The organism is Larkinella knui, from assembly GCF_003858645.1.
Lineage (GTDB): Bacteria > Bacteroidota > Bacteroidia > Cytophagales > Spirosomataceae > Larkinella > Larkinella knui.
The window spans coordinates 1,060,683-1,080,402 of the sequence record NZ_RQJP01000001.1; the positions used below are offsets into that span (position 1 = coordinate 1,060,683).

Annotated in this window: 18 protein-coding genes and 1 other RNA gene; 15 read left to right on the plus strand and 4 right to left on the minus strand. The window is 50.6% G+C overall.

From position 1 onward, the window contains the following. Positions 1-47: 47 nt before the first annotated feature. From fabG to trmD, 10 genes are all read left to right on the plus strand, one after another. Entirely contained in the window at positions 48-794 is a 747-nt protein-coding gene (fabG, locus tag EHT87_RS04290; RefSeq protein ID WP_124904198.1) for a 3-oxoacyl-[acyl-carrier-protein] reductase, read from the plus strand. An 84-nt stretch (positions 795-878) separates the two neighbouring features. Beyond that, positions 879-2,963, plus strand: a complete 2,085-nt coding sequence (locus tag EHT87_RS04295; protein ID WP_124904200.1) for a vWA domain-containing protein — start codon at positions 879-881, stop codon at positions 2,961-2,963. A gap of 175 nt (positions 2,964-3,138) precedes the next feature. Beyond that, positions 3,139-3,900, plus strand: a complete 762-nt coding sequence (locus tag EHT87_RS04300) for a DUF2279 domain-containing protein (protein ID WP_229320835.1) — start codon at positions 3,139-3,141, stop codon at positions 3,898-3,900. A 95-nt stretch (positions 3,901-3,995) separates the two neighbouring features. Then, positions 3,996-5,009 carry a DUF8465 domain-containing protein gene (locus EHT87_RS04305; protein ID WP_124904204.1) on the plus strand — a complete coding sequence of 338 codons (1,014 nt, stop codon included), beginning with the start codon at positions 3,996-3,998 and terminating at the stop codon, positions 5,007-5,009. Positions 5,010-5,025: 16 nt separating this feature from the next. Then, entirely contained in the window at positions 5,026-6,426 is a 1,401-nt protein-coding gene (locus tag EHT87_RS04310; protein WP_229320837.1) for a DUF4403 family protein, read from the plus strand. 125 nt (positions 6,427-6,551) lie between these two features. Further along, positions 6,552-7,005: RNase P RNA component class A (gene rnpB, locus EHT87_RS04315), an RNA gene on the plus strand. Positions 7,006-7,113: 108 nt separating this feature from the next. After that, the gene (locus EHT87_RS04320; RefSeq protein ID WP_229320839.1) at positions 7,114-8,661 is read left to right on the plus strand and encodes an OmpA family protein; all 1,548 of its coding nucleotides are present in this window, start codon (positions 7,114-7,116) and stop codon (positions 8,659-8,661) included. A gap of 269 nt (positions 8,662-8,930) precedes the next feature. Then, positions 8,931-9,701, plus strand: coding sequence for a 30S ribosomal protein S16 (locus tag EHT87_RS04325; RefSeq protein ID WP_124904208.1), 771 nt, complete (start codon positions 8,931-8,933; stop codon positions 9,699-9,701). 122 nt (positions 9,702-9,823) lie between these two features. Then, positions 9,824-10,414: a ribosome maturation factor RimM gene (gene rimM / locus EHT87_RS04330; protein WP_124904210.1), complete on the plus strand. Its 591-nt coding sequence runs from the start codon at positions 9,824-9,826 to the stop codon at positions 10,412-10,414. Continuing rightward, on the plus strand, positions 10,404-11,078 hold the full coding sequence (trmD, locus tag EHT87_RS04335) for a tRNA (guanosine(37)-N1)-methyltransferase TrmD (RefSeq protein WP_124904212.1): 675 nt from the start codon (positions 10,404-10,406) through the stop codon (positions 11,076-11,078). Before rimM ends, trmD begins: the two co-directional genes overlap by 11 nt. A gap of 23 nt (positions 11,079-11,101) precedes the next feature. On the opposite strand, the gene EHT87_RS04340 is transcribed toward trmD, so the two are convergent. From EHT87_RS04340 to EHT87_RS04350, 3 genes are all read right to left on the minus strand, one after another. Next, complete coding sequence (locus EHT87_RS04340; protein ID WP_124904214.1) at positions 11,102-13,294, minus strand: transglycosylase domain-containing protein; 2,193 nt, start codon at positions 13,292-13,294, stop codon at positions 11,102-11,104. 64 nt (positions 13,295-13,358) lie between these two features. Further along, positions 13,359-13,808: a GNAT family N-acetyltransferase gene (locus EHT87_RS04345; RefSeq protein WP_124904216.1), complete on the minus strand. Its 450-nt coding sequence runs from the start codon at positions 13,806-13,808 to the stop codon at positions 13,359-13,361. 83 nt (positions 13,809-13,891) lie between these two features. Continuing rightward, positions 13,892-14,932: an RluA family pseudouridine synthase gene (locus tag EHT87_RS04350; RefSeq protein ID WP_124906013.1), complete on the minus strand. Its 1,041-nt coding sequence runs from the start codon at positions 14,930-14,932 to the stop codon at positions 13,892-13,894. A gap of 203 nt (positions 14,933-15,135) precedes the next feature. Between EHT87_RS04350 and EHT87_RS04355 the strand changes: the two genes are divergently transcribed. Genes EHT87_RS04355 through EHT87_RS04375 form a run of 5 tightly spaced genes read left to right on the plus strand, consistent with a single transcriptional unit; the run spans position 15,136 to position 19,130 of the window. Further along, a complete protein-coding gene (locus tag EHT87_RS04355; protein ID WP_124904218.1) occupies positions 15,136-15,525 on the plus strand; it encodes a hypothetical protein in 390 nt (129 codons plus the stop codon). An 8-nt stretch (positions 15,526-15,533) separates the two neighbouring features. Then, complete coding sequence (locus tag EHT87_RS04360) at positions 15,534-16,415, plus strand: 1-aminocyclopropane-1-carboxylate deaminase/D-cysteine desulfhydrase (RefSeq protein WP_229320841.1); 882 nt, start codon at positions 15,534-15,536, stop codon at positions 16,413-16,415. A 60-nt stretch (positions 16,416-16,475) separates the two neighbouring features. Then, positions 16,476-17,240 (plus strand): methionyl-tRNA formyltransferase, encoded by a 765-nt coding sequence (locus EHT87_RS04365; RefSeq protein ID WP_124904220.1) that lies wholly within the window; start codon positions 16,476-16,478, stop codon positions 17,238-17,240. A gap of 3 nt (positions 17,241-17,243) precedes the next feature. Beyond that, a complete protein-coding gene (locus EHT87_RS04370; RefSeq protein ID WP_124904222.1) occupies positions 17,244-18,104 on the plus strand; it encodes a polysaccharide deacetylase family protein in 861 nt (286 codons plus the stop codon). 33 nt (positions 18,105-18,137) lie between these two features. Further along, the gene (locus EHT87_RS04375; RefSeq protein ID WP_124904224.1) at positions 18,138-19,130 is read left to right on the plus strand and encodes an aldo/keto reductase; all 993 of its coding nucleotides are present in this window, start codon (positions 18,138-18,140) and stop codon (positions 19,128-19,130) included. A 21-nt stretch (positions 19,131-19,151) separates the two neighbouring features. Here the strand turns inward: EHT87_RS04375 and EHT87_RS04380 are convergent, their stop codons facing one another. Then, positions 19,152-19,703 (minus strand): cupin domain-containing protein, encoded by a 552-nt coding sequence (locus EHT87_RS04380; RefSeq protein WP_124904226.1) that lies wholly within the window; start codon positions 19,701-19,703, stop codon positions 19,152-19,154. Between the last annotated feature and the right edge of the window lie 17 nt (positions 19,704-19,720).

The window sequence follows — 19,720 nt, forward strand, 5'->3', positions numbered from 1 at the left end:
TATTTTTGCGGCCAATCTTACAAACCCTCGTTACTCACATTTACTTCATGAGTTTACTTCAAGGAAAAGTTGCGTTGATTACCGGAGCCTCACGGGGCATCGGCCGGGCCATTGCCATTCGTTTTGCCCAGGAGGGCGCTAATATTGCCTTTACTTACCTGTCAAGTATTGAAAAAGGGCAGGCGTTGGAAGCTGAATTAGCGGCTTTTGGAGTTAAGGTAAAAGGGTATCGCTCGGATGCTTCGGATTTTAAAGCTGCCGAAGAACTGGCCAACCAGATTGTGGCTGATTTTGGCACTATTGATGCCGTCGTGAATAATGCCGGTATTACCCGCGACGGCCTGCTGATGCGGATGAGTGAAGAACAATGGGACGTCGTTATCAACGTTAATCTTAAGTCGGTCTTTAACCTGACCAAAGCCGTGATCAAACCGATGATGAAAGCCAAAAAAGGCTCGATCATCAACCTGACTTCGGTAGTCGGTATTCGGGGCAATGCTGGTCAGGCCAATTATGCCGCATCCAAAGCCGGTATCATTGGATTTACCAAGTCGGTGGCGCTGGAACTGGGCTCCCGCAATATTCGTTCGAATGCCATTGCTCCCGGTTTTATTGAAACCGAAATGACCGGCGAAATCAATGAAAAAGCCGTTGAAGAATGGAAGCAGTCGATCCCGCTCCGGCGTGGTGGACAACCGGAGGAGGTCGCCGACTGCGCCCTGTTTCTGGCTTCCGACCTCTCCCGCTACATCACCGGCCAGGTGCTGCAGGTGGACGGGGGAATGCTTACTTAATGATGAATGATGAACGATGAATGATGTGGGGATTGCTCCATCTTTCATTCATCGTTCATCATTCATAACTCATCATTCAATAAGATGCGCTCCGAACTTTATTTTCAATCGTCTCCCTGGTGGTTGCTGCTGTGTCTGGCGGTGGGGGCGGCTTATGCGTTTGCATTGTATCAGCGGAATTCCGGATGGAGTCAGCGGATGAATCTGTCCCTGGCGGCATTCCGGTTTCTGGTGGTCAGTGTGGTGTGTTTCCTGCTGCTCAATCCGCTGATTCGCAGCACCCAGACGATTACTGAAAAACCGAAAGTCGTACTGGCGATTGATAACTCGGAGTCGATGACGGTGGCCGGAAGAGCACAACTCGACCGGGCGCTGGAAGCCGCTAACCAATTGCGGGAGCGCCTGACCAGCGACGATATTGATGTGTCGGTGCAAACGCTGGGCGACAGCCTGGTGACCGGCGATCTGAAAACGATTCCGTTTAACCAGCGGACCACCGATTTGTCGAATCTGCTGGGCGGTATTCGAAACGCTTACGAAGGGCGCAACCTGACCGATGTCGTACTGATTTCGGACGGTATTGCCAATCAGGGGCTTTCACCGACGTTTGGTCGGTATAACTTTGCGTTACATACCGTCGGCGTTGGCGACACGATTCCGAAGCGCGATGTGCAGCTGAAGGATGCTGTGGCCAACAAAATCGCCTACCTGGGCAACCAGTTCCCGATTCAGGCCGATGTCGCCAGCTACGGTTTTCAGGGACGGAGCGGAACGGTGGTTTTGCGCCAGAATGGCCGGGAACTGAGTCGGCAAACCGTCAACTTCAGTCGTCCGGAAACGTTTCAGCAACTGACGTTTCAGACCTTTTCCAGCCAGAAAGGAATGCAGCATTACGTCATAGAAGTGTTGCCCCAGGACGGTGAATTTACACCCCGAAATAACCGCCGGGATGTCTACATCGACATCATCGACGGCAAAGAAAAAATCCTGCTGCTGGCGCTGACACCGCATCCCGACATCAAAGCCTTACGCAGTATTATTGAGAAAAATCAGAATTACGAACTCGATATTCGCATCCTGAACGGGGGAACGGCGGAGATTCCCGACAAAGTCTATGACCTGGTTATTCTGCACCAACTGCCTGATAATCTGAACGCGGGTGCTGGCGTACTGCAGCGGGTACTGCAAAAAAACACGCCGGTATTGTTTATTCTGGGTAATCAGTCGGGCCTGCAATCGTTCAACGGATTGAATCCGGTCATGCAGATTGTGGCGGGCGGGGGTCAGACCGATAAAGTGACGGGGCGCTTTAATGCCGATTTTCATCAACTGAATCTGGACGCCCAGAAACTGACGTTGCTGGACCGGTTGCCGCCGATGCTGGTTCCGTTCGGAGATTTCAAACTGTCGCCGGGGAGCGAGGTGGTTTTGTGGCAGCAGGTAGGAAGTGTTCGTACGAGCAAACCACTGCTGGCGATCAATAGCTCTTCTCAACGCAAGGCCGCCGTTCTGGCGGGTGAGGGACTGTGGGAATGGCGGCTGGAAGAATACGCCTTGACCGATAACCAGGCGGTTGTGGACGAACTTCTTCAGAAAGTAATGCAGCTTATTTCGATTAAAGAAGACCGCCGTAAACTGCGCGTTTATCCCATTCGGAATGAATTTCTGGCGGGCGAAAAGGTGACGTTCGAGACGGAGATGTACAATGATATTTACGAAAAGCTGTTCGACCGGCCGATACGTCTGGAGATTACCAACGAAAAGGCGGTTCCCCGCAGTTTTACGTATACGCCAACGGCCAGCAATTCCCGCTTCGAAGTCAGCAGTTTACCCGAAGGCGTTTACCGGTTCCGGGCTACGGCTGCGTTAAATGGTCGGACGGAAACCGCCACGGGCGAATTTATTGTACGGGAACAGCAATTTGAAGCAATCAATACAACCGCCGATCATCTTCTGCTCCGGCAGTTGGCCCAGCAAACCGGCGGTCGTTTCTACAACGCTTCGACACTTTCGTCGCTGGCCGATGACCTGGTAAAAAAGAAACCGCCCGGACGACTGAGCAGCAATGAGGAGTTGAACGAACTGATTAATCTACGCTGGTTGTTTTTCCTGATTATCGTGTTGATCAGCGTTGAGTGGGGCTTGCGGAAATACCATGGAGCTTATTGAAACACGTGCCGGACACAGGCGGGGCGGGAGGAAGGGAAGAAGAGTACGGTTTTTTTTCATCCTTTTCTTTGCTACTGCGTTCCTTTCTACGGCCCATGCTCAGGATTCTACCCATCGGGCAACGGAGCCCTGTTATCATTGCCGTCTGCGTGGGCTGCTCATTGGGGAAACCATTGTGTACAGTGCGACCTTATACGGATTGAGCAATGCCTGGTATAACAACCCGCTGACGAATTTTCATTTCTTCAACGACAACCACGAATGGCTGCAAATCGATAAAGTGGGTCATATGGTGACGGCGTACCAGATTGCCCGGATCTCGGCTCAGGCGTATCGCTGGACGGGTTTGTCGGATCGAAAAGCCGCTATCTACGCCGGTCTCACGGGACTGATTTTTCAGACGCCCATCGAGATTCTCGACGGTTTTTCGCCGGAATACGGTTTTTCGGTGGGCGACATGATTGCGAATATTTCAGGACCGGCTTTGTATACCGGTCAATACCTGGCCTGGGGTGAACTACGGATTCAGCCGAAATTTTCGTTTCACAATACCGCACTGGCCCGGGTTCGTCCAAATCTGCTGGGCAGTAGCTGGAACGAACGCTGGCTGAAAGATTATAATGGGCAGACGTACTGGCTGTCGGTGAATCCATCGGCGTTTGCCAATCGGGAATCGAAATTTCCAAAATGGCTGAATATTGCCGCGGGCTACGGTATTCAGGATATGGTGGCGGCTGAAACTTCCAAAAGCATCGAACTGGGATACCGGCCTTACCGCCAGTATTATCTTTCGCTGGATATTGATTTTACCCGGATACGAACCCGAAAAAAAGCCTTGAAAACCTTGTTTTTTTTGTTAAACACCTTAAAAATGCCCGCGCCGACATTGGAATACACGGGTCGGAACGGTTTTCGTTTTCATGCGTTATACTTTTAGTTGATACACATGACCGGACACGGCCGATGCTGCATTTTCCCGTAGGCATTGGGGTAAATTAAAACTCACGGACTTTGTTCGTGGGTATGTAAACTATGAACATTGGTGATAAAGTACGAATGTTGCGGGCGAAGGAGCAGGGCATTGTCACGCGCTTCTTACCCGGCAATCAGGTCGAAATTGAAATAGAAGACGGATTCCGGATTCCGGTGTTGCGGTCAGAAATTGTGGTGGTTTCGGAGATGGAGGCCCGGCGGTTTCAAGTCGAGCCCGGTCTGGAAGGTCAGAAATCGGCCAAGCCGGAGATCATCAGCAGCTCGGGAATTTACCTGGCTTTTGTGACCCAAAGCGGACCCGGCGGTGTGAAGGAAGCCACCGTTTATCTGGTCAACAACACCGATTGGGAATTGCCGTTTGCCATCGGTGAAGAACGCGAGAACCGGTATACCGGCTTGTATTCCGAGGTGTTAAAATCGCGATCCTTTTTCAAACTGGCGCAGCCCTATCCGCTGGCGACCATCGAAAACTGGCCGACGTTTCTGATTCAGGCGCTCTGGCACCGGCGCGGATCGGTTTCCCTGCGCGAGCCGTTGATCAGACGACTTAAGTGCCGGACCCAGACTTTTCAGGCCCACAGCGGTTCGATTCCGGTTTTGAACCAAACCGGGGCGGTTTTTCAACTGGATGCTGAGGAAACGGTGCAGGCCGAGCCGGTGAAGCAAGAAACGGCCAAACCGCTCAATGCGACGGCGCTGCGGGAAAGTCTGATGGGCGTTGCGGAAAAGAAGGAACCGGCGGCTAAAGAGCCGGGTACACTGACGCGGCCCTCCTCGATCATCGACCTGCACATCGGAAAATTGCTGCCCAACGGGTTTGGTAGCCGGACCAATGCCGAATTGCTTGAGGTTCAGCTTCAGGAATTTGAACGAAATCTGGAAAATGCGATTGCCAGTGGTATGGACGATATTACGTTTATCCACGGCGTTGGCAATGGCGTGTTGCGGAATGAACTGCACCGAAGACTGGGCAAATACCCCGGGGTTGCGTATTTTGAAGATGCTCAAAAAGAAAAATTTGGCTACGGTGCGACGAAGGTTAAGATTAAATAAAATTATTTTTACTACATTGACCCGTATCCTGAGTCTGCTGCTGGTTTTTCTGGTTGCACAGGCCTGCCAACACACCGCTATGACAAATCCGAAGGCTCCGAAAGCAGCCTATCCGGTAACCAAAATGGAGGTACAGAACGACAAGTTTCTATCGACTGTAAATATTCCTGTATCCATTGCGCTGACCGACGTCGAGCGGCAAATCAATACTCAGGTTAATGGCCTGATTTACGAAGATAACAGCCTGACTGACAACGATGATGACCAGTTTATGACCAAGGTCTGGAAGCGTGCGCCCATTCAGGTAACGGCTCAGGATAGTCTCTTCTTTTTTCAGATACCACTCAAAATATGGGCCAAGGCCGGCATGACCGTGCTGGGGTTTACGAAATTTCAGGAGACTGAATTTGAACTGAACCTCAAATTTGCCACGCGGTTTTCCATCGACAGGGATTGGAGCGCCAGCACCCAAACCACCGCTCAGGGCTTTGACTGGGTGAAAAAACCGGCCGTAAAAATTGCCGGTTTTGATATTCCGGTGACGAGCCTGGTTGGCCGGCTGATCGACAAAAACCTGGGAAAAATCACGAAAGCACTCGACGAGCAGGTCCGCAAGGAAATCGATCTGCGAACACCGTTTCTGAATGCCTGGAACACCATCCGCCAGCCCTACCTGGTTTCCGAAAAATACCGTACGTGGCTGCTCGTGGTGCCCAAACGAATTCTGATTACGCCTTTTCGGTTCGAAAAAGGTGCTATTCGATCCACCATCGGCATTGAAGGCTACACCTTGACGCAAACCGGCGCTAAACCTGATGTGAAGCCCGCTGTTACTATTCCTGAATTAATCGTCTCAAAAGAAATCCCTGATCAGTTTCGCATCGGATTGCTGAGTGAGGCCACGTATAAAGAAGCCGGTAAAGTGGTTTCCGAAGAATTTGTGGGAAAATCGTACGAGTTTCGGGAGGGGCGTTACAAGATCACCATTACCGGAATCGATTTGTACGGACAGAACAACAACCTGATCATCAAGGCCACCCTGGAGGGCAGTATCAATGGTGCCATTTATTTGCGGGGACAACCATTCTACGATGCGCAAACCCGAACGATTTCCCTTCGCGACCTGCATTATGACCTGGATACAAAAAATATCCTTTATAAAACGGCGAGTTGGTTATTACAGGGTAGCTTTGCACGCACGTTGGAGAAACAGTTGACGATTCCGGTGGGCAGCCAAATCGATGAGGCCAGAAAATCGCTGCAGGAACGATTAACGAACAATCAAATAACAAAGGGAGTTATTATCAACGGTAAACTTGAACAAGTAACGCCCGATCAGGTTTACTTGACACAGGAATCGATGCTGGCAGTCGTATATGCCTTCGGTAGAATCAATTTGAAGGTCGAAGGATTATAGTTAAACCCGATTTTATGCATCTTTTTCGGTAATAGGCTCGAAAAATTTGCAGTTTTTCGATACCAGGTTTTTAAAGAACCTAAGTATTTATAGATTTGCGGTAATCACGGAATGGCAACCGACGCGAGGTAAATTGTCTTATCGCTCCGGAACGGACTAACGAACCGGGGAGGAAAGTCCGGACAGCACAGAGTACCATACTTCCTAACGGGAAGGCAGGTGGCGGAAGACGCTCTGCGTTGACGGCCATTTGACAGAAAGTGCCACAGAAAACGTACCGCCGGAGCCGCGTTTAGTTTCTAAACGTACTCCGGTAAGGGTGAAAAGGTGGGGTAAGAGCCCACCGCCCGGCTGGTGACAGACGGGGCAGGGTAAACCTTATGGGCTGAAAGATCAAATAGGCATCAGAATGGGGGCGACTCGTTCCCGTAATTTCGAATCCGTTCGGAATGATGCTGATGCGGGTAGATCGATAGAGTTTCGAAGTGATTCGGAATCGAGATAAATGATAAGAATCTGAAAGGGTTGTTTCGACAATCGGATCGGAGACAGAATCCGGCTTATAGATTTACTTCGCGAACGTTGCTGATTTAATGAAAAAGAGTAGTTTTTAAACGGTCCGCCGTAGCGCCGGCTTGCCGTGCGATTGTTCTACGTTAAAGGCTTATGAATTAAACCTGAGTTCTCATGAAGAAAATTTCCATTTTCGCTTCTCTGACGCTTCTGTTACTGACGCAGACTGTCGGGTATGCCCAAACTGACACCACCAACCGTTCCTCTGCCGGAACATCCACCCGTAGTCGTTCCTATGAAGGAGACTACAAAATGAATACCTGGTCAGTGACCCTCACACCCGCGATCACCCGTTTCTTTGGCGACCTGGATAATTACGGTTTTTATAAGGCTTTTCCTCAAAAGGGCCCCAGCACAAAAACAACCGGAGCACTGGGCGTTTCGATCAACAAACAGTTGAGCCACCTTTTCGGCGCTTCGGCTGATTTTCACATCGGATCGTTGCGTGGATCGAAACAGGCGCTCTACAATGCTTCATTCCGTTCTAACTTCCTGCAAGGAACGCTGAACGCCAATGTCAACATGAAATCGCTGCTGTTTGGCACCCGCAAGCTCAAACGCTGGAAATGGGATCTGCACGCTGGTGCGGGCCTGATGTGGTTCGATACGCGGGTTTATGACCTGACTACCGGCCAGATGATCCGCTATAGCAATGACCGGCGCAATTATAGCTCGGTTACGCAGGGAAAATGGGAAGGTGACGGTTCCGTCTACACCCGGGAGTTTGTTTTCCCCGTTGGCTCAGCCCTGCATTACGAGCTGACATCTCGTCTGGACATTGGTATCGATGCCACCCTGTATATGGTCAATACCGAAAAACTGGATATGACCGTCGGTGGAGTTGACAACTCGAAAGCAAACAATGTGTATGGCTGGAGACGCGGGGATTCCGGTCTGGACAAATGGGCGGGTTTGGGCCTGGCCCTTACCTACAAAATTGGTAAAAACGCGGTTCGGGTTGGCAAAGACGGCGTATATGACCCGGCGAAAGGTCGGTATCACCTGCGTTGGGCCGATCCGAAAGACTTGCTGAAAGAGCCGTACAATCCTACCATGAACGATGCCGATTCGATTGCCAAGGCGAATATGCCAAAACCGGTCGATCCCCGTTTGTATACCGATACGGATAATGACGGTGTGGCCGACTTGTTCGACAAAGAACCCGCCACGCCAGCCGGTAGCGTTGTATCGGGAGCCGGTGTTGCGATGAACCTCGACAGCATCATCAGCTCGATTCTGCGTGGTAAGTTTGCCCCGGAATGCGAAGCATTATTCAGCAACATTGAATTCGATACGGACAAAGCAACCATTCGTCCCGCATCGCAGGATATCATGAAAAAGGTGGTTGAACTGCTGAACGTTAAAACGAACTGCGGTATCATCCTCGTAGGACACGCCGATTACCGGGCTTCCTACGGCTACAACATTCAATTGTCGAAACGCCGGGTCGATGCGGCCAAGCGATTCCTGACCCGGGCCGGATTAACTGATCCAAGTCGGGTGACGGTCGAATACTACGGCGAATACCGGCCGATTGCACCGAATACCTCGGGTGATAACCTCCAGCGAAACCGGCGCGTAGAAATCAAGATTGTTCCGATGAATATGCTTCGTTCGATCTACCAGTCTGGCCAACGCCTTGACCCAAGAGAACCGAGATAATACCTGAACGCGATAATGCAGAACCCCGGCCTTGGTCGGGGTTTTGTCGTTTGTGGGAAGACTCCTTACGGACACTACTAAAAAGGAAAGAATCCCGTCACTTTCTACGGGATCCGCACGGTGCATTCTTTTCCGCCGTACCTCATATTATTGAGAGACAGATCAGGCAATTTCAAGAAATAATCTGTACCTTTGCACCCTAATTTAATCGAAGGGCGACCTCACTTTTGTGAATAAATCGTTTCCTTCACGAAAAACAAACCAATAAAATGGCAGTTAAAATCCGTTTATCGCGTCGGGGACGCAAAAAACTGGCTATTTATGACATCGTAATAGCCGATGCCAGAGCACCACGTGATGGTAGCTTTATTGAAAAAATCGGTTCCTACAACCCGAATACCGATCCATCGACGGTTGTCCTGAAAAGCGACCGGGCGGTAGATTGGCTGTTAAAAGGGGCACAACCTACCGATACGGCTCGTTCAATTTTATCGCACGAAGGCGTCATGTTGAAAAAACACCTGCAAGTGGGTGTTATCAAAGGGGCCATCTCGCAAGAACAGGCCGATACCAAGTTTGAAGACTGGAAACAAGGCAAGGAAGGTCGGAAGCAAGGTAGCGCAGATACCAAATCCCAACTGAAAGCTGATGCCAAACAGGCTCGTCTGGAAGCTGAGAAAAAAGTTAGCGAAGCCCGTGCCCTGGCTATTGCTAAGAAAAATGTGGTTGAAGAACCCGTTGTGGAGGAGCCAGCCGCCGTTGAACCCGTTGCTGAAGAGTCCGCTCCTGTGGAGGCCGTAGCTGAAGCACCGGTTGAAGCACCCGCAGCGGAGCCCGTTGCTGAAGCCGCTCCTGTCGCTGAAGCACCTGCGGCACCCGTTGCTGAAGAGCCCGCTGCAGAAGCACCCGTAGCCGAAGCTCCTGTTACTGAAGCACCTGTTACTGAGGCTCCCGCTGAAGCACCGGTTGCTGAAACCGCCGTTGCTGAAGAACCAGCTGCCGAAGAAAAACGCGCTGATGAGGGTGAATCAAAGGCTTAGTATTTAGTAAAGAATTGAATTAACAACTGATGGAAGTCTGTTTCTTGAAATGGATTTCCGTCAGTTATTATTTTATACAGACCTGTCCCGAAGCATCAGCCGGGATGTAAAAAGTTGAAGTCGTGACAAAAGATGATTGCTTTCAATTAGGGAAAATAACCAAGACGCACGGTGTTCGGGGTGAACTGGTATTCTTTCTGGATGTCGATATGCCGGAACTGTATTCAGAAATGGACTCGGTTCTGATTGAAATAAAAGGAGACCTGGTTCCGTATTTTATCGAATCCATTTCGGTAAACCGCAATCGGGGAATTGTGGCGCTGGAAGGCGTGGAAACCATTGAAGAGGCTCAGAAGCTGGTGAATTGTGACCTGTTTTTACCACTCGATAACCTCGAAGAACTGGAAGCCGGACAGTTTTACTTTCACGAAATAGTCGGTTTTCTGGTTCGTGATGAAAAATTAGGCGATTTGGGAACCGTTCGGACGGTCTATAATGTAGCACCCCAGAATTTGATTTCGATGGATTACCAGGGCAAAGAAGTGCTCATCCCGGTCAATGATGAACTGACGCCGTCGGCGGATAAAGAGCAGCGAATTCTGCATGTACGGTTGCCCGAAGGGCTGGTCGACATCTACCTGGAAGAACCTTCGGCCAAAATCGGTAAGAAGAAGGACGAAACCGACGAAGAAGAATCGCTCGATGAGGATTGATATTTTAACCTGCCTGCCCCGTTTGCTGGATAGTTTCTTTGCCCATTCCATTCTGCAACGGGCTCAGCAAGGCGGTTTTGTCGACGTGGTGGTGCACGACCTGCGTGAGTATACGCTCGACAAACACCGGCGGGTCGATGATTATGCTTTTGGCGGTGGTGCCGGCATGGTGATGTCCATCGAACCCATTGCCCGCTGCATTCGCACGCTTCAGACGGAACGGACCTACGACGAAATCATTTACGTCACCCCCGATGGCGAACGGTTTGAGCAACGGACGGCCAACCGATTGTCGCTCGCCCAAAACCTGATCATTCTTTGCGGGCATTACAAAGGGGTTGATGAACGGGTCCGTGAATTATTTATAACGAAAGAAATCAGTGTAGGCGATTACGTTTTGTCGGGTGGAGAACTGCCCGCTGCGGTTATTTCCGATGCGATCATCCGGTTGTTACCGGGCGTATTGAACGACGAAACCTCGGCCCTGACGGATTCGTTTCAGGACGATTTGCTGGCACCTCCGGTGTATACCCGCCCCGCCGATTTTGAAGGCCATTCGGTGCCCGATATTTTGCTATCAGGCCACGAAGCGAAAATCAATGAGTGGCGGTTTGAAAAAGCGCTGGAGCGAACCAAACAACGGCGCCCTGACTTACTGTCCTGAAACCGTGCCCATGAGCGCACGGTTTATTGGGATGACTCGTTTTCCTTCTGTTCTTTTTCCCTCCGCCGTTGTTCCCGGCGCTCTTTGCGCAGTTGCCGACGCGATTTTGGAACGGAATCCGTCGGAGTAACAACGCCTTTGGCTGCTTCCTGTTCCGGCGTTACCACTTCCGGTTCTTCGCGATCCCGTCCTAAAACCCGCCGGAAAAAATCGTTAATTCCATTGCTGGTTTCATCCGTTTGTTCATCCGGCATCATCAGCGAGTCGATCTCGATGGAGTCCACCGGAGCAATTTCCCGGCGCAGGCCTTCGCGCAACCGAACGCCGTAGAACCCGTAAGCGGTTGTGTCATACGGCGTTAATCCCCGGGAGGCCATGATCCGCCCAATCAGTTTGAAATAACCCCGCAGGTATGTTTTGACCGATCCATCCGGGTAAAAACGGCTTAGTGTTGCTTTGGGCGATGGAACGACGTACGACAGGAGAATACTTTCGCCAATATCCAGATTGGCCGGGCTCTTGGCGAAATAATACCGCGAAGCTTCGCCGATTCCGTAGATATTCCGACCCCACTCGATGAAGTTGAGATAGATTTCGTACATCCGCTCTTTGCTGATAATGTGCTGATTCTCAATGAGCCAGACAATCAGAATCTCCTCGGCTTTTCGGGAGAGCGTTTTATTGCGATTCAAAAAAGCATTCTTGACGAATTGCATCGAAATCGTACTGCCACCCCGTTTGAATTTCTTGGTTTTGAAATTGGTCGCAATGGAAACCCGGAAGGCTTTTTCGTTAAAACCGTGGTGCGTAAAGAAATTATAATCCTCGGCGGTCAAAATGGCGTTCCGCAGGTTGGGCGAAATGGAATTGAGCGGGGCAAAATCCGGATTGGCCGGTCCGACAATAAACTTGCGAACGAGCTTGTCCTTTTCATATACTTCGTGTTCAAATGGTTTGTTGACCCGGCTAAAATCTTCTTTCCCAAATTGCAGGATTTTGAATTGATCCGGGGTCAAACCGGAATTGAACTGCACGGAATCAGGCAGCGAGCTATCCAGATGAAGCACCGCATCATACTTTAATTTTCCGGCCACCTTCATGCCCTCCAGCGACTCGAAAAGGCCCTGAGGAAAGGAGTCGAACAAATCCTGGGCGTCGAGCGGATCGGTATGAATTTGGACATCGTAAATTTTAACGGGCGAAACCGTGTATTTTATAAAGGGCCGGGCTTTGACTTTTCCTAAATAAATCGTCGATGTACTGTCGATCCCGACGTAATTCTCACCCACAAACAGATTGGCATCCATAGCGGCACTTTCAACCACCACATCGCCCAACGCAACGGCCGGGTGATGAATCCGCAGGTTTCGCACCGCTCCCGCGCCCTCAATTTTGAATTCCCCGCCCGAACTGGCAACATCGCGAAGTTCCGCCCGTAAGGTATCGGCCTGCAATTTAAGCTTATACCGCTGTTCGAGATAGGGCAATTCGAGCGGTTTTCCATCGGCATAAAGCGCTACGTTGGCTTCCTGGTCTGAAGGGTCCACCGTGCCCGTCAGGTGCCAGACCGACTCATCGCCGTTGACGTGAATGGTCGACGTCAGTTCGTCATCGTCGATTGTAGCGGTTTCAGTGAGGAAACGGATCTGGCGGTCGTTGTCGGTTAAACGGAGTTCAAGATTCCGGATATCCATATTGTCCGGAATTTTGGCCAGCAGATTGTCGACCAGTTTTTCGGCCACCACCGCCAGATCGACCCGACGGTCATCGGCATCGGTATTGTCGGCATTCGTTGCCGTAGAATCTTTCTTTTGCGATTTCAGGAGAAAATCGATGTTGGTCGTGCTATCACGCCGGACGATGTGGGCCAGCCCATTTTGCAGCGTCAGTGACGAAACCGCCACCTGGCCGTAGAGCAACGGCCAGATGCTAACGCCCACTTCGGTGTTTCCGACCCGCAGCAAACTGTCCCGGCCTTCGGGCACCACAGTGATGTTGGAAAAGGCCACGGTAGACAAGCCTGTAAATTGAGCTTTGCCAATGGTTACATTCAGATTGTAGTCCCGTTTCGCCTTTCGGATGGCTTTGGCGAGCCCTTCTTTCAGCAGGGCTTCGCGCTTGTTGTAGACAATACCGGCTCCGATGGCGCCCAGAACGAATATGCCCAGCAGGACCCAGCCTGAAATAATCAGTATTCTTTTTTTATTGACTTGCATTGTAAACTAGTAAAGTGATCCGAAAGGTATTCCGGCACTTTCATGGTGTGGTGCGAAGTTACGGCTATTTATCAAAATCAAGGTGGCAATTCCACCATCCCGTGTCGAAGCGGGTGTTAAACTGCTTGTAAAACTGGATGGCGGGTTCGTTCCAGTCAAGAACCTGCCACATCATGCCGGTACAATCGGTTTGCCGGGCTGTTTCGATGGTTGCATCGAATAAGGCTTTGCCCAATCCTTGACCGCGAAAGGCTTCATTGACGATGATATCTTCCAGATAAAGCCGTTTTCCTTTCCAGGTCGAATACCGGTAATAGTATAACGACATGGCCACAATCTTGTTTTCTACTTCCGCGACGAGCACACCAAAAAGCGGATTTTCGCCAAAACCGTCTTTCAGCATCTGCTCGGGCGTATTGGTAACTTCATGGGGGGCTTTTTCGTACAAAGCCAGTTCCTGAACGAGTTCAAACAACTGCGGAACGTCGGTGGGAATACCCTTGCGGATTGTCATTCGAGGCTAAAAAGTTGTGTTTAAATCAATTTGGCTATACATATTGGTAATCAGGTCTTGACTACCAGATTCGGAGAAATCAGTCATCGATTTTCAAGGTATTTCTCCCATTTTTCCAGCACTGATCTGAAATCATCCGGTAAGTCGGAATCGAACTGGAGCCACTGATGCGTTCGCGGATGCTCAAATCCCAGCGATTTGGCATGGAGAGCCTGCCGGGGCATGAGGGCAAAACAGTTCTGAACGAACGATTTGTAGGAACCGTTGGCATTGCCGCGCAGAATACGGTCACCGCCATACGTGGCATCACTGAAAAGCGGATGACCCAGGTATTGCATGTGCGCCCGAATCTGGTGCGTTCGGCCGGTTTCCAGTTTACACTCCACGAGCGAAACGTAATGCAGTGATTTTAAAACCTTGTAATGGGTTACGGCGCGCTTGCCCTGACTGCCGTCCGGAAAAACCGCCTGCACCTTGCGGTCGCGGAGGCTACGCCCAATGTTTCCCTCGATGGTGCCTTCACTTTCCTTTAATTCTCCCCAGGCAATGGCGTTGTAGGTCCGCTCGATGGTGTGTTCAAAAAACTGGCGGCCGAGGTGAGTCATCGCAAATTCCGTTTTGGCAATCACCATCAGACCCGATGTGTCCTTGTCGATCCGGTGGACAAGTCCGGGGCGGATGCTGCCGTTGCGGGAAGTGGGCAAATTCTGAAAGTGAAAAACCAGCGCGTTGACCAGCGTCCCGGTCCAGTTGCTGTAGGCCGGATGAACCACCATACCGGCCGGTTTATTCAAAACCAGTACTTCATCATCTTCATATACAATGTTCAGTGGAATATTTTCCGGCAAAATATCGGTATCGCGGGGCGGATGAGGCAGCGCCACCGTGATGATATCCTGCGGTTTAATTTTATAACTCGCCTTGATCGCGCTGCCATTCACTTTAATGGCTTCCGTGTCGATTCCGTTCTGAATCTTAGTCCGCGTTGCATTGGGCAGGCGTTCGGTCAGAAACCGGTCGATTCGCATCAGATTCTGACCGGGGTCGACTGCGATGCGGTAGTGTTCGTAAAGCTCGTCTTCATCCGGGTCAGCAAGCACCGGTTCTTCGTCCTGCTGATCCATTGCATTGGGTTGTACCATCTTACAAAAGTACCAAGAAAAGGACGTTTTAGCGAACGGTCACTGGTTTTTGTTAAAATATCGTGTGACCTTCTTACTTTTGTGTCGTCGTAATGATAACGGCAACGTACAACCTGAAAATAATGATCGATTTCTTCCCACCACATGTAAGGCCTTTGCGGGCTGTCTGTTCGAAAATTGCCCTGATGCTAACGTCGGTTCTCTGGAGCCTGAGCAGTTGCACAACTCCCACCGAAGTCATACTTCCACAAACGGCGTTCGATGGTACCTTTACGGTTCAGGAATCCAATCCCAAGGATAACTATTTGCTGACGCTGCGTAAAAATCCCGAAAAAGCCAACACCTTTACCATTGAAAACCTGGCCAATCTGGTCAAGAACCCATTGGAAGGGAAGGCGACGGGCAAAAGACTGGTGATTAAACAGCAGGCGTTTACCAACTATCTGGGCGATCAGTATACCATTTCCGGCGAGGGTGAAATGGTTGATGAAACCTTGATTCTGCATTACACTATCAAAGGGTATAACGGATATGCCGGAGCGGTTTTTGCGAAAAAACAGGTAGACGGTAAATAAAACCGGCAGTGGAAGATCTGTTTGCCGCTTCTAAAATGTCCCGGCTGCAATTCCTGCCGGACCCTTTCCCCAAGCCTGTGCCCATTCAGCTGTATCTGAAACGGGATGACGAACTTCACCCCCTGGTGTCTGGTAATAAATGGCGCAAACTCAAGTATAATCTGGCCGAAGCCCGGCGATTGGGCTGCCACACGCTGTTGACCTACGGTGGCGCCTTTTCCAACCACATTTATGCCGTAGCGGCTGCGGGAAGGGCGTGCGGTTTTGCGACCATTGGTTTGATCCGGGGCGAAGATCACCGGGAGCGCGACACCCCAACGCTGGCCTTTGCCCGCAATCAGGGCATGCAACTTCACTTCCTGACCCGGCTGCAATTCAGAAACCTGACCGATCCGGTTTTGCAACGGGACCTCCGGCAACGCTTCGGCTCGTATTATGAGTTGCCGGAGGGGGGAACAAACGAACTGGCCGTGCGCGGAACAGCGGAACTGATGCCGGAAATTTTGCGCCAATCCGATCAATTACCGGACTATGTATGTTGTCCGGTCGGCACGGGAGGAACATTGGCCGGTCTGGAAAAAACCGCTCCGGCCGGAGTAAAGGTCCTGGGGTTTGCAGCGTTGAAAGGGTTTGTAGCCGATAGCCACACCACGGCCCAAGTTCAAACAGGCTATCATTTTGGCGGTTATGCCAAAACGGCCCCCGAACTAATCGACTTCATTCGGATCGTTGAGCGAAAAACCGGCGTGCAGCTTGAACAGGTTTATACGGGAAAGATGCTCTACGGAATCTACGATTTGGCCCAAAAAAGCTATTTTTTACCAGACAGCAGGGTGGTCGCCATCCACACGGGCGGCCTGCAAGGCAGAAGTAAAAATTTAGACGTATAGAAATTGTATCATGTCTTGATTTTATTGTTAATATTGAAGACAATAAAATCAAGACCGCCTATGAGAATAGTCTTTATCACCCAGGACGATCCTTTCTATTTAGCCCGCAATCTTGATTATCTCCTGAAGAAATTACCGCCTTATGCAAAGGTGGTGGGGACCGTCGTTGCCGATGTTTCACCGTTTGGTAAACGGGAAAGTTTTAGGGAAAAAGCCCAAAAAACCTACGAAATTTTTGGTCTGCCTTTTTTTCTGCGCTATAGCCTGAAATTCATTGCTTCCAAACTCAACCGGCAAAACAGCGTCAGACACGTACTGGAGCACCATCAGGTGCCGCTAATTCAGCTCGAAGGCAATATCAACAAGCCGGAAAGTCTACAGAAAATAGCGGCTTATCAGCCTGATTTGCTCATTTCCATTGCCGGTAATCAGATTTTCAAACGCCCGCTACTGGATCTTGCCCCCCTGGGATGCCTCAATCTGCATACGGCTCTGTTGCCCAAATACCGGGGACTGATGCCTTCCTTCTGGGTCCTGAAAAACAACGAAAAATACACCGGAGTGTCGGTTTTCTTCGTCGATGAAGGCATCGATAGTGGCCCGATTCTGGTGCAGAGACAGGTTGAAATCGGTACCCGTTCACAGGCGGAACTGATCAGACACACCAAGCAAATCGGTATGGATGCGATTGTCGAATGCATTGAAAAAATTCATGCGGGCACGTATCAGCTGATTGAAAATGATGCTACTCAGATGACGTATTTTTCATTTCCTGCGCGCGAGGATGTGAAAGCATTTCTGGCCGCCGGCAAACGCTTCTATTGAGCCATGAATATCCTCACCTTTGATATTGAAGAATGGTTTCACCTGCTCGATAATCCGTCGACGAAAACCGAGCAGGACTGGAACCGGTACGAATGCCGGATTCATCACAATGTGGATCGCATTTTTCGGTTACTGGATGACACTCATTGCCGGGCTACATTTTTCTGCCTGGGCTGGGTGGCCCGCAAATACCCCGATGTCATTCGGCGGATCGATGCCGCCGGGTATGATGTAGCCACCCATTCCGACCTGCACCAGCTGGTATTTGAACAGTCGCCCATGGAATGCCGGGCTGACCTGGAACGGTCGATCAAATCGCTTCAGGACGTAACCGGCAAGAAAATAAGGTATTACCGCGCCCCCGGTTTTTCGGTGAAAGAACAGAACCGCTGGATATTTCCGCTGCTGGTGGAGTTGGGAATCGAAATCGATTGTTCGATGTTTCCGGCCCAGCGGGCCCACGGTGGTGACACCACGTTTGGCATTGCCGAGCCTTGTTACATCGATGTCAACGGTTCGTTGCTGAAAGAATTTCCAATCAATACCGTCAAACTATTGGGTAAAGACCTGATTTTTTCGGGAGGAGGCTATTTTCGGTTGTTTCCCTATCCGATGATCCAGAACTTTATGCGTCACTCGTCTTACGTGATGACGTATTTTCACCCCCGCGATTTCGATCCTGCCCAGCCGATGGTGCCCGGTCTCAGCCGGTTGCGCCAGTTTAAATCGTATTATGGGTTGAATGGATGCTGGGAGAAATTAAAACATTTGTTGCTGGATTACGATTTTATCGATTTGACGGAAGCCAATAAGCAGATAAACTGGTCGGATTGCCGGATTCAGCGGTTTCAGTTAACTTCGTAATGGATTTCTCACGTAATAATTGGATTTAGGCGAATGGAATATCGGATACTAGGCGATTCGGATGTAAAGGTTTCAGCGATTGCCTTCGGAGCCTGGGCTGTTGGGGGCTGGATGTGGGGTGGAACGGAGCGGAATGATGCTGTTGAAGCCATCAAAGCCTCGTTTGACCTGGGCGTGACCTCGATCGACACGGCTCCCGTCTACGGGCAGGGCACCAGCGAGGAAATTGTTGGAGAAGCCATCAAAGGCCTTCCTCGCGATCAGGTGCAGATTCTGACCAAATACGGAATGCGCTGGGATCTGGCAAAAGGAACGCTGGCTTTTCATACCCAGGCTAATGACGGAACACCGATCGACGTCTACAAGTATGCGTCGAAAGAAAGCATCATGCGGGAATGTGAAGCCAGCCTGAAACGCCTGGGCACCGACTACATTGACCTGTATCAGATTCATTGGCCCGATGTTACCACGCCGATTTCCGAGTCGATGGAAGCCGTCGGCCGGTTGATCGAGCAGGGAAAAGTCCGGGCCGCCGGCGTTTGTAATTACTCGGTTGAGCAGATGAAAGAAGCTGAACGGACCTTGAAGCTGGTTTCGAATCAGGTTCCGTTCAGCATGGTAAAACGCGATATTGAAGCCGATCTGGTACCCTACTGCCTTTCTGCTAACCGGTCGATTCTGGCCTACAGCCCGTTGGAGCGGGGGTTGCTGGCGGGGAAAATCAAACCCGGTCACCAGTTTGCAAAAGGCGACCACCGGGCCACTTATAAGGCGTTCAAAGACGGAAATAGCGAACGGGTCTGGTCATTCCTGGCTAAAATTCGACCGATTGCCGAGCAGAAACAAGTGTCATTGAGCCAGTTGGTGATTCGCTGGACCATCGACCGACCCGGTATTACGGTGGCTCTGGTGGGGGCGCGAAACGCTGAACAGGCGGTTCAGAATGCCAAAGCGATCGAAGTGCAGTTAACGGCGGAGGAGACGACTTTTATCAATGAGCAACTGAATGAGGTGGAACTGAACTAGGACCCGAAACCCGGCCATGACTTAGTCGATGTACTTTTGATAATACGGTTTGTAGCCAAAAAGCCGGGCCAACGGCGTCAGAATACCAAACACAATTTTCTGAATGGCAAACGGCGGTTTGGCCAGCCGGAACACGTGGTCATAGTGATTCATCATCAGTGCCACCTGCAAAATTCCCGGGATGCCGTCTTCGTTTGTCTTGCCGTCACTGGCCAGACCGGTCGATAACTCCAGAAAATATTCGGTATCCATAGCCGGAGCGGTTTTCCAGGAAACGACGGTTTTATCACTGGTTGAATTCCACATGGCGTGAATGGAATTTTTTGCGATATGAATTTTATCACCGGGCTGCAAAACCTGCATAACACCGTTTAATCGCACGGACAACTCACCCTGCAACACTAAAAAATGCTCGTCCTGATGGGGATGATAATGCGGAACCGGCTCTTTAGAATGGGCCTCGTAGGTTGAAATCAATTCCAGAAACTGGCCGTTGGTGTCCGCCCGGGTTTGTATAAACTGAATAATTTGTCCTGTTTTCGGATTCCTGATTTCTTTCCCTTTCCGTGCCATTTGCGTGTTGGTTGCCC

Excerpts from the sequence above, each read along its gene's own strand:
- EHT87_RS04295 (WP_124904200.1), top strand. The coding sequence starts at position 879 with ATGCGCTCCGAACTTTATTTTCAATCGTCTCCCTGGTGGTTGCTGCTG.
- fabG (WP_124904198.1), top strand. The coding sequence starts at position 48 with ATGAGTTTACTTCAAGGAAAAGTTGCGTTGATTACCGGAGCCTCACGG.
- EHT87_RS04305 (WP_124904204.1), top strand. The coding sequence starts at position 3,996 with ATGAACATTGGTGATAAAGTACGAATGTTGCGGGCGAAGGAGCAGGGC.
- EHT87_RS04370 (WP_124904222.1), top strand. The coding sequence starts at position 17,244 with ATGAATATCCTCACCTTTGATATTGAAGAATGGTTTCACCTGCTCGAT.
- EHT87_RS04355 (WP_124904218.1), top strand. The coding sequence starts at position 15,136 with ATGCTAACGTCGGTTCTCTGGAGCCTGAGCAGTTGCACAACTCCCACC.
- EHT87_RS04365 (WP_124904220.1), top strand. The coding sequence starts at position 16,476 with ATGAGAATAGTCTTTATCACCCAGGACGATCCTTTCTATTTAGCCCGC.
- EHT87_RS04350 (WP_124906013.1), bottom strand. The coding sequence starts at position 14,932 with ATGGATCAGCAGGACGAAGAACCGGTGCTTGCTGACCCGGATGAAGAC.
- EHT87_RS04340 (WP_124904214.1), bottom strand. The coding sequence starts at position 13,294 with ATGCAAGTCAATAAAAAAAGAATACTGATTATTTCAGGCTGGGTCCTG.
- EHT87_RS04325 (WP_124904208.1), top strand. The coding sequence starts at position 8,931 with ATGGCAGTTAAAATCCGTTTATCGCGTCGGGGACGCAAAAAACTGGCT.
- EHT87_RS04380 (WP_124904226.1), bottom strand. The coding sequence starts at position 19,703 with ATGGCACGGAAAGGGAAAGAAATCAGGAATCCGAAAACAGGACAAATT.
- EHT87_RS04320 (WP_229320839.1), top strand. The coding sequence starts at position 7,114 with ATGAAGAAAATTTCCATTTTCGCTTCTCTGACGCTTCTGTTACTGACG.
- EHT87_RS04375 (WP_124904224.1), top strand. The coding sequence starts at position 18,138 with ATGGAATATCGGATACTAGGCGATTCGGATGTAAAGGTTTCAGCGATT.
- EHT87_RS04345 (WP_124904216.1), bottom strand. The coding sequence starts at position 13,808 with ATGACAATCCGCAAGGGTATTCCCACCGACGTTCCGCAGTTGTTTGAA.
- trmD (WP_124904212.1), top strand. The coding sequence starts at position 10,404 with ATGAGGATTGATATTTTAACCTGCCTGCCCCGTTTGCTGGATAGTTTC.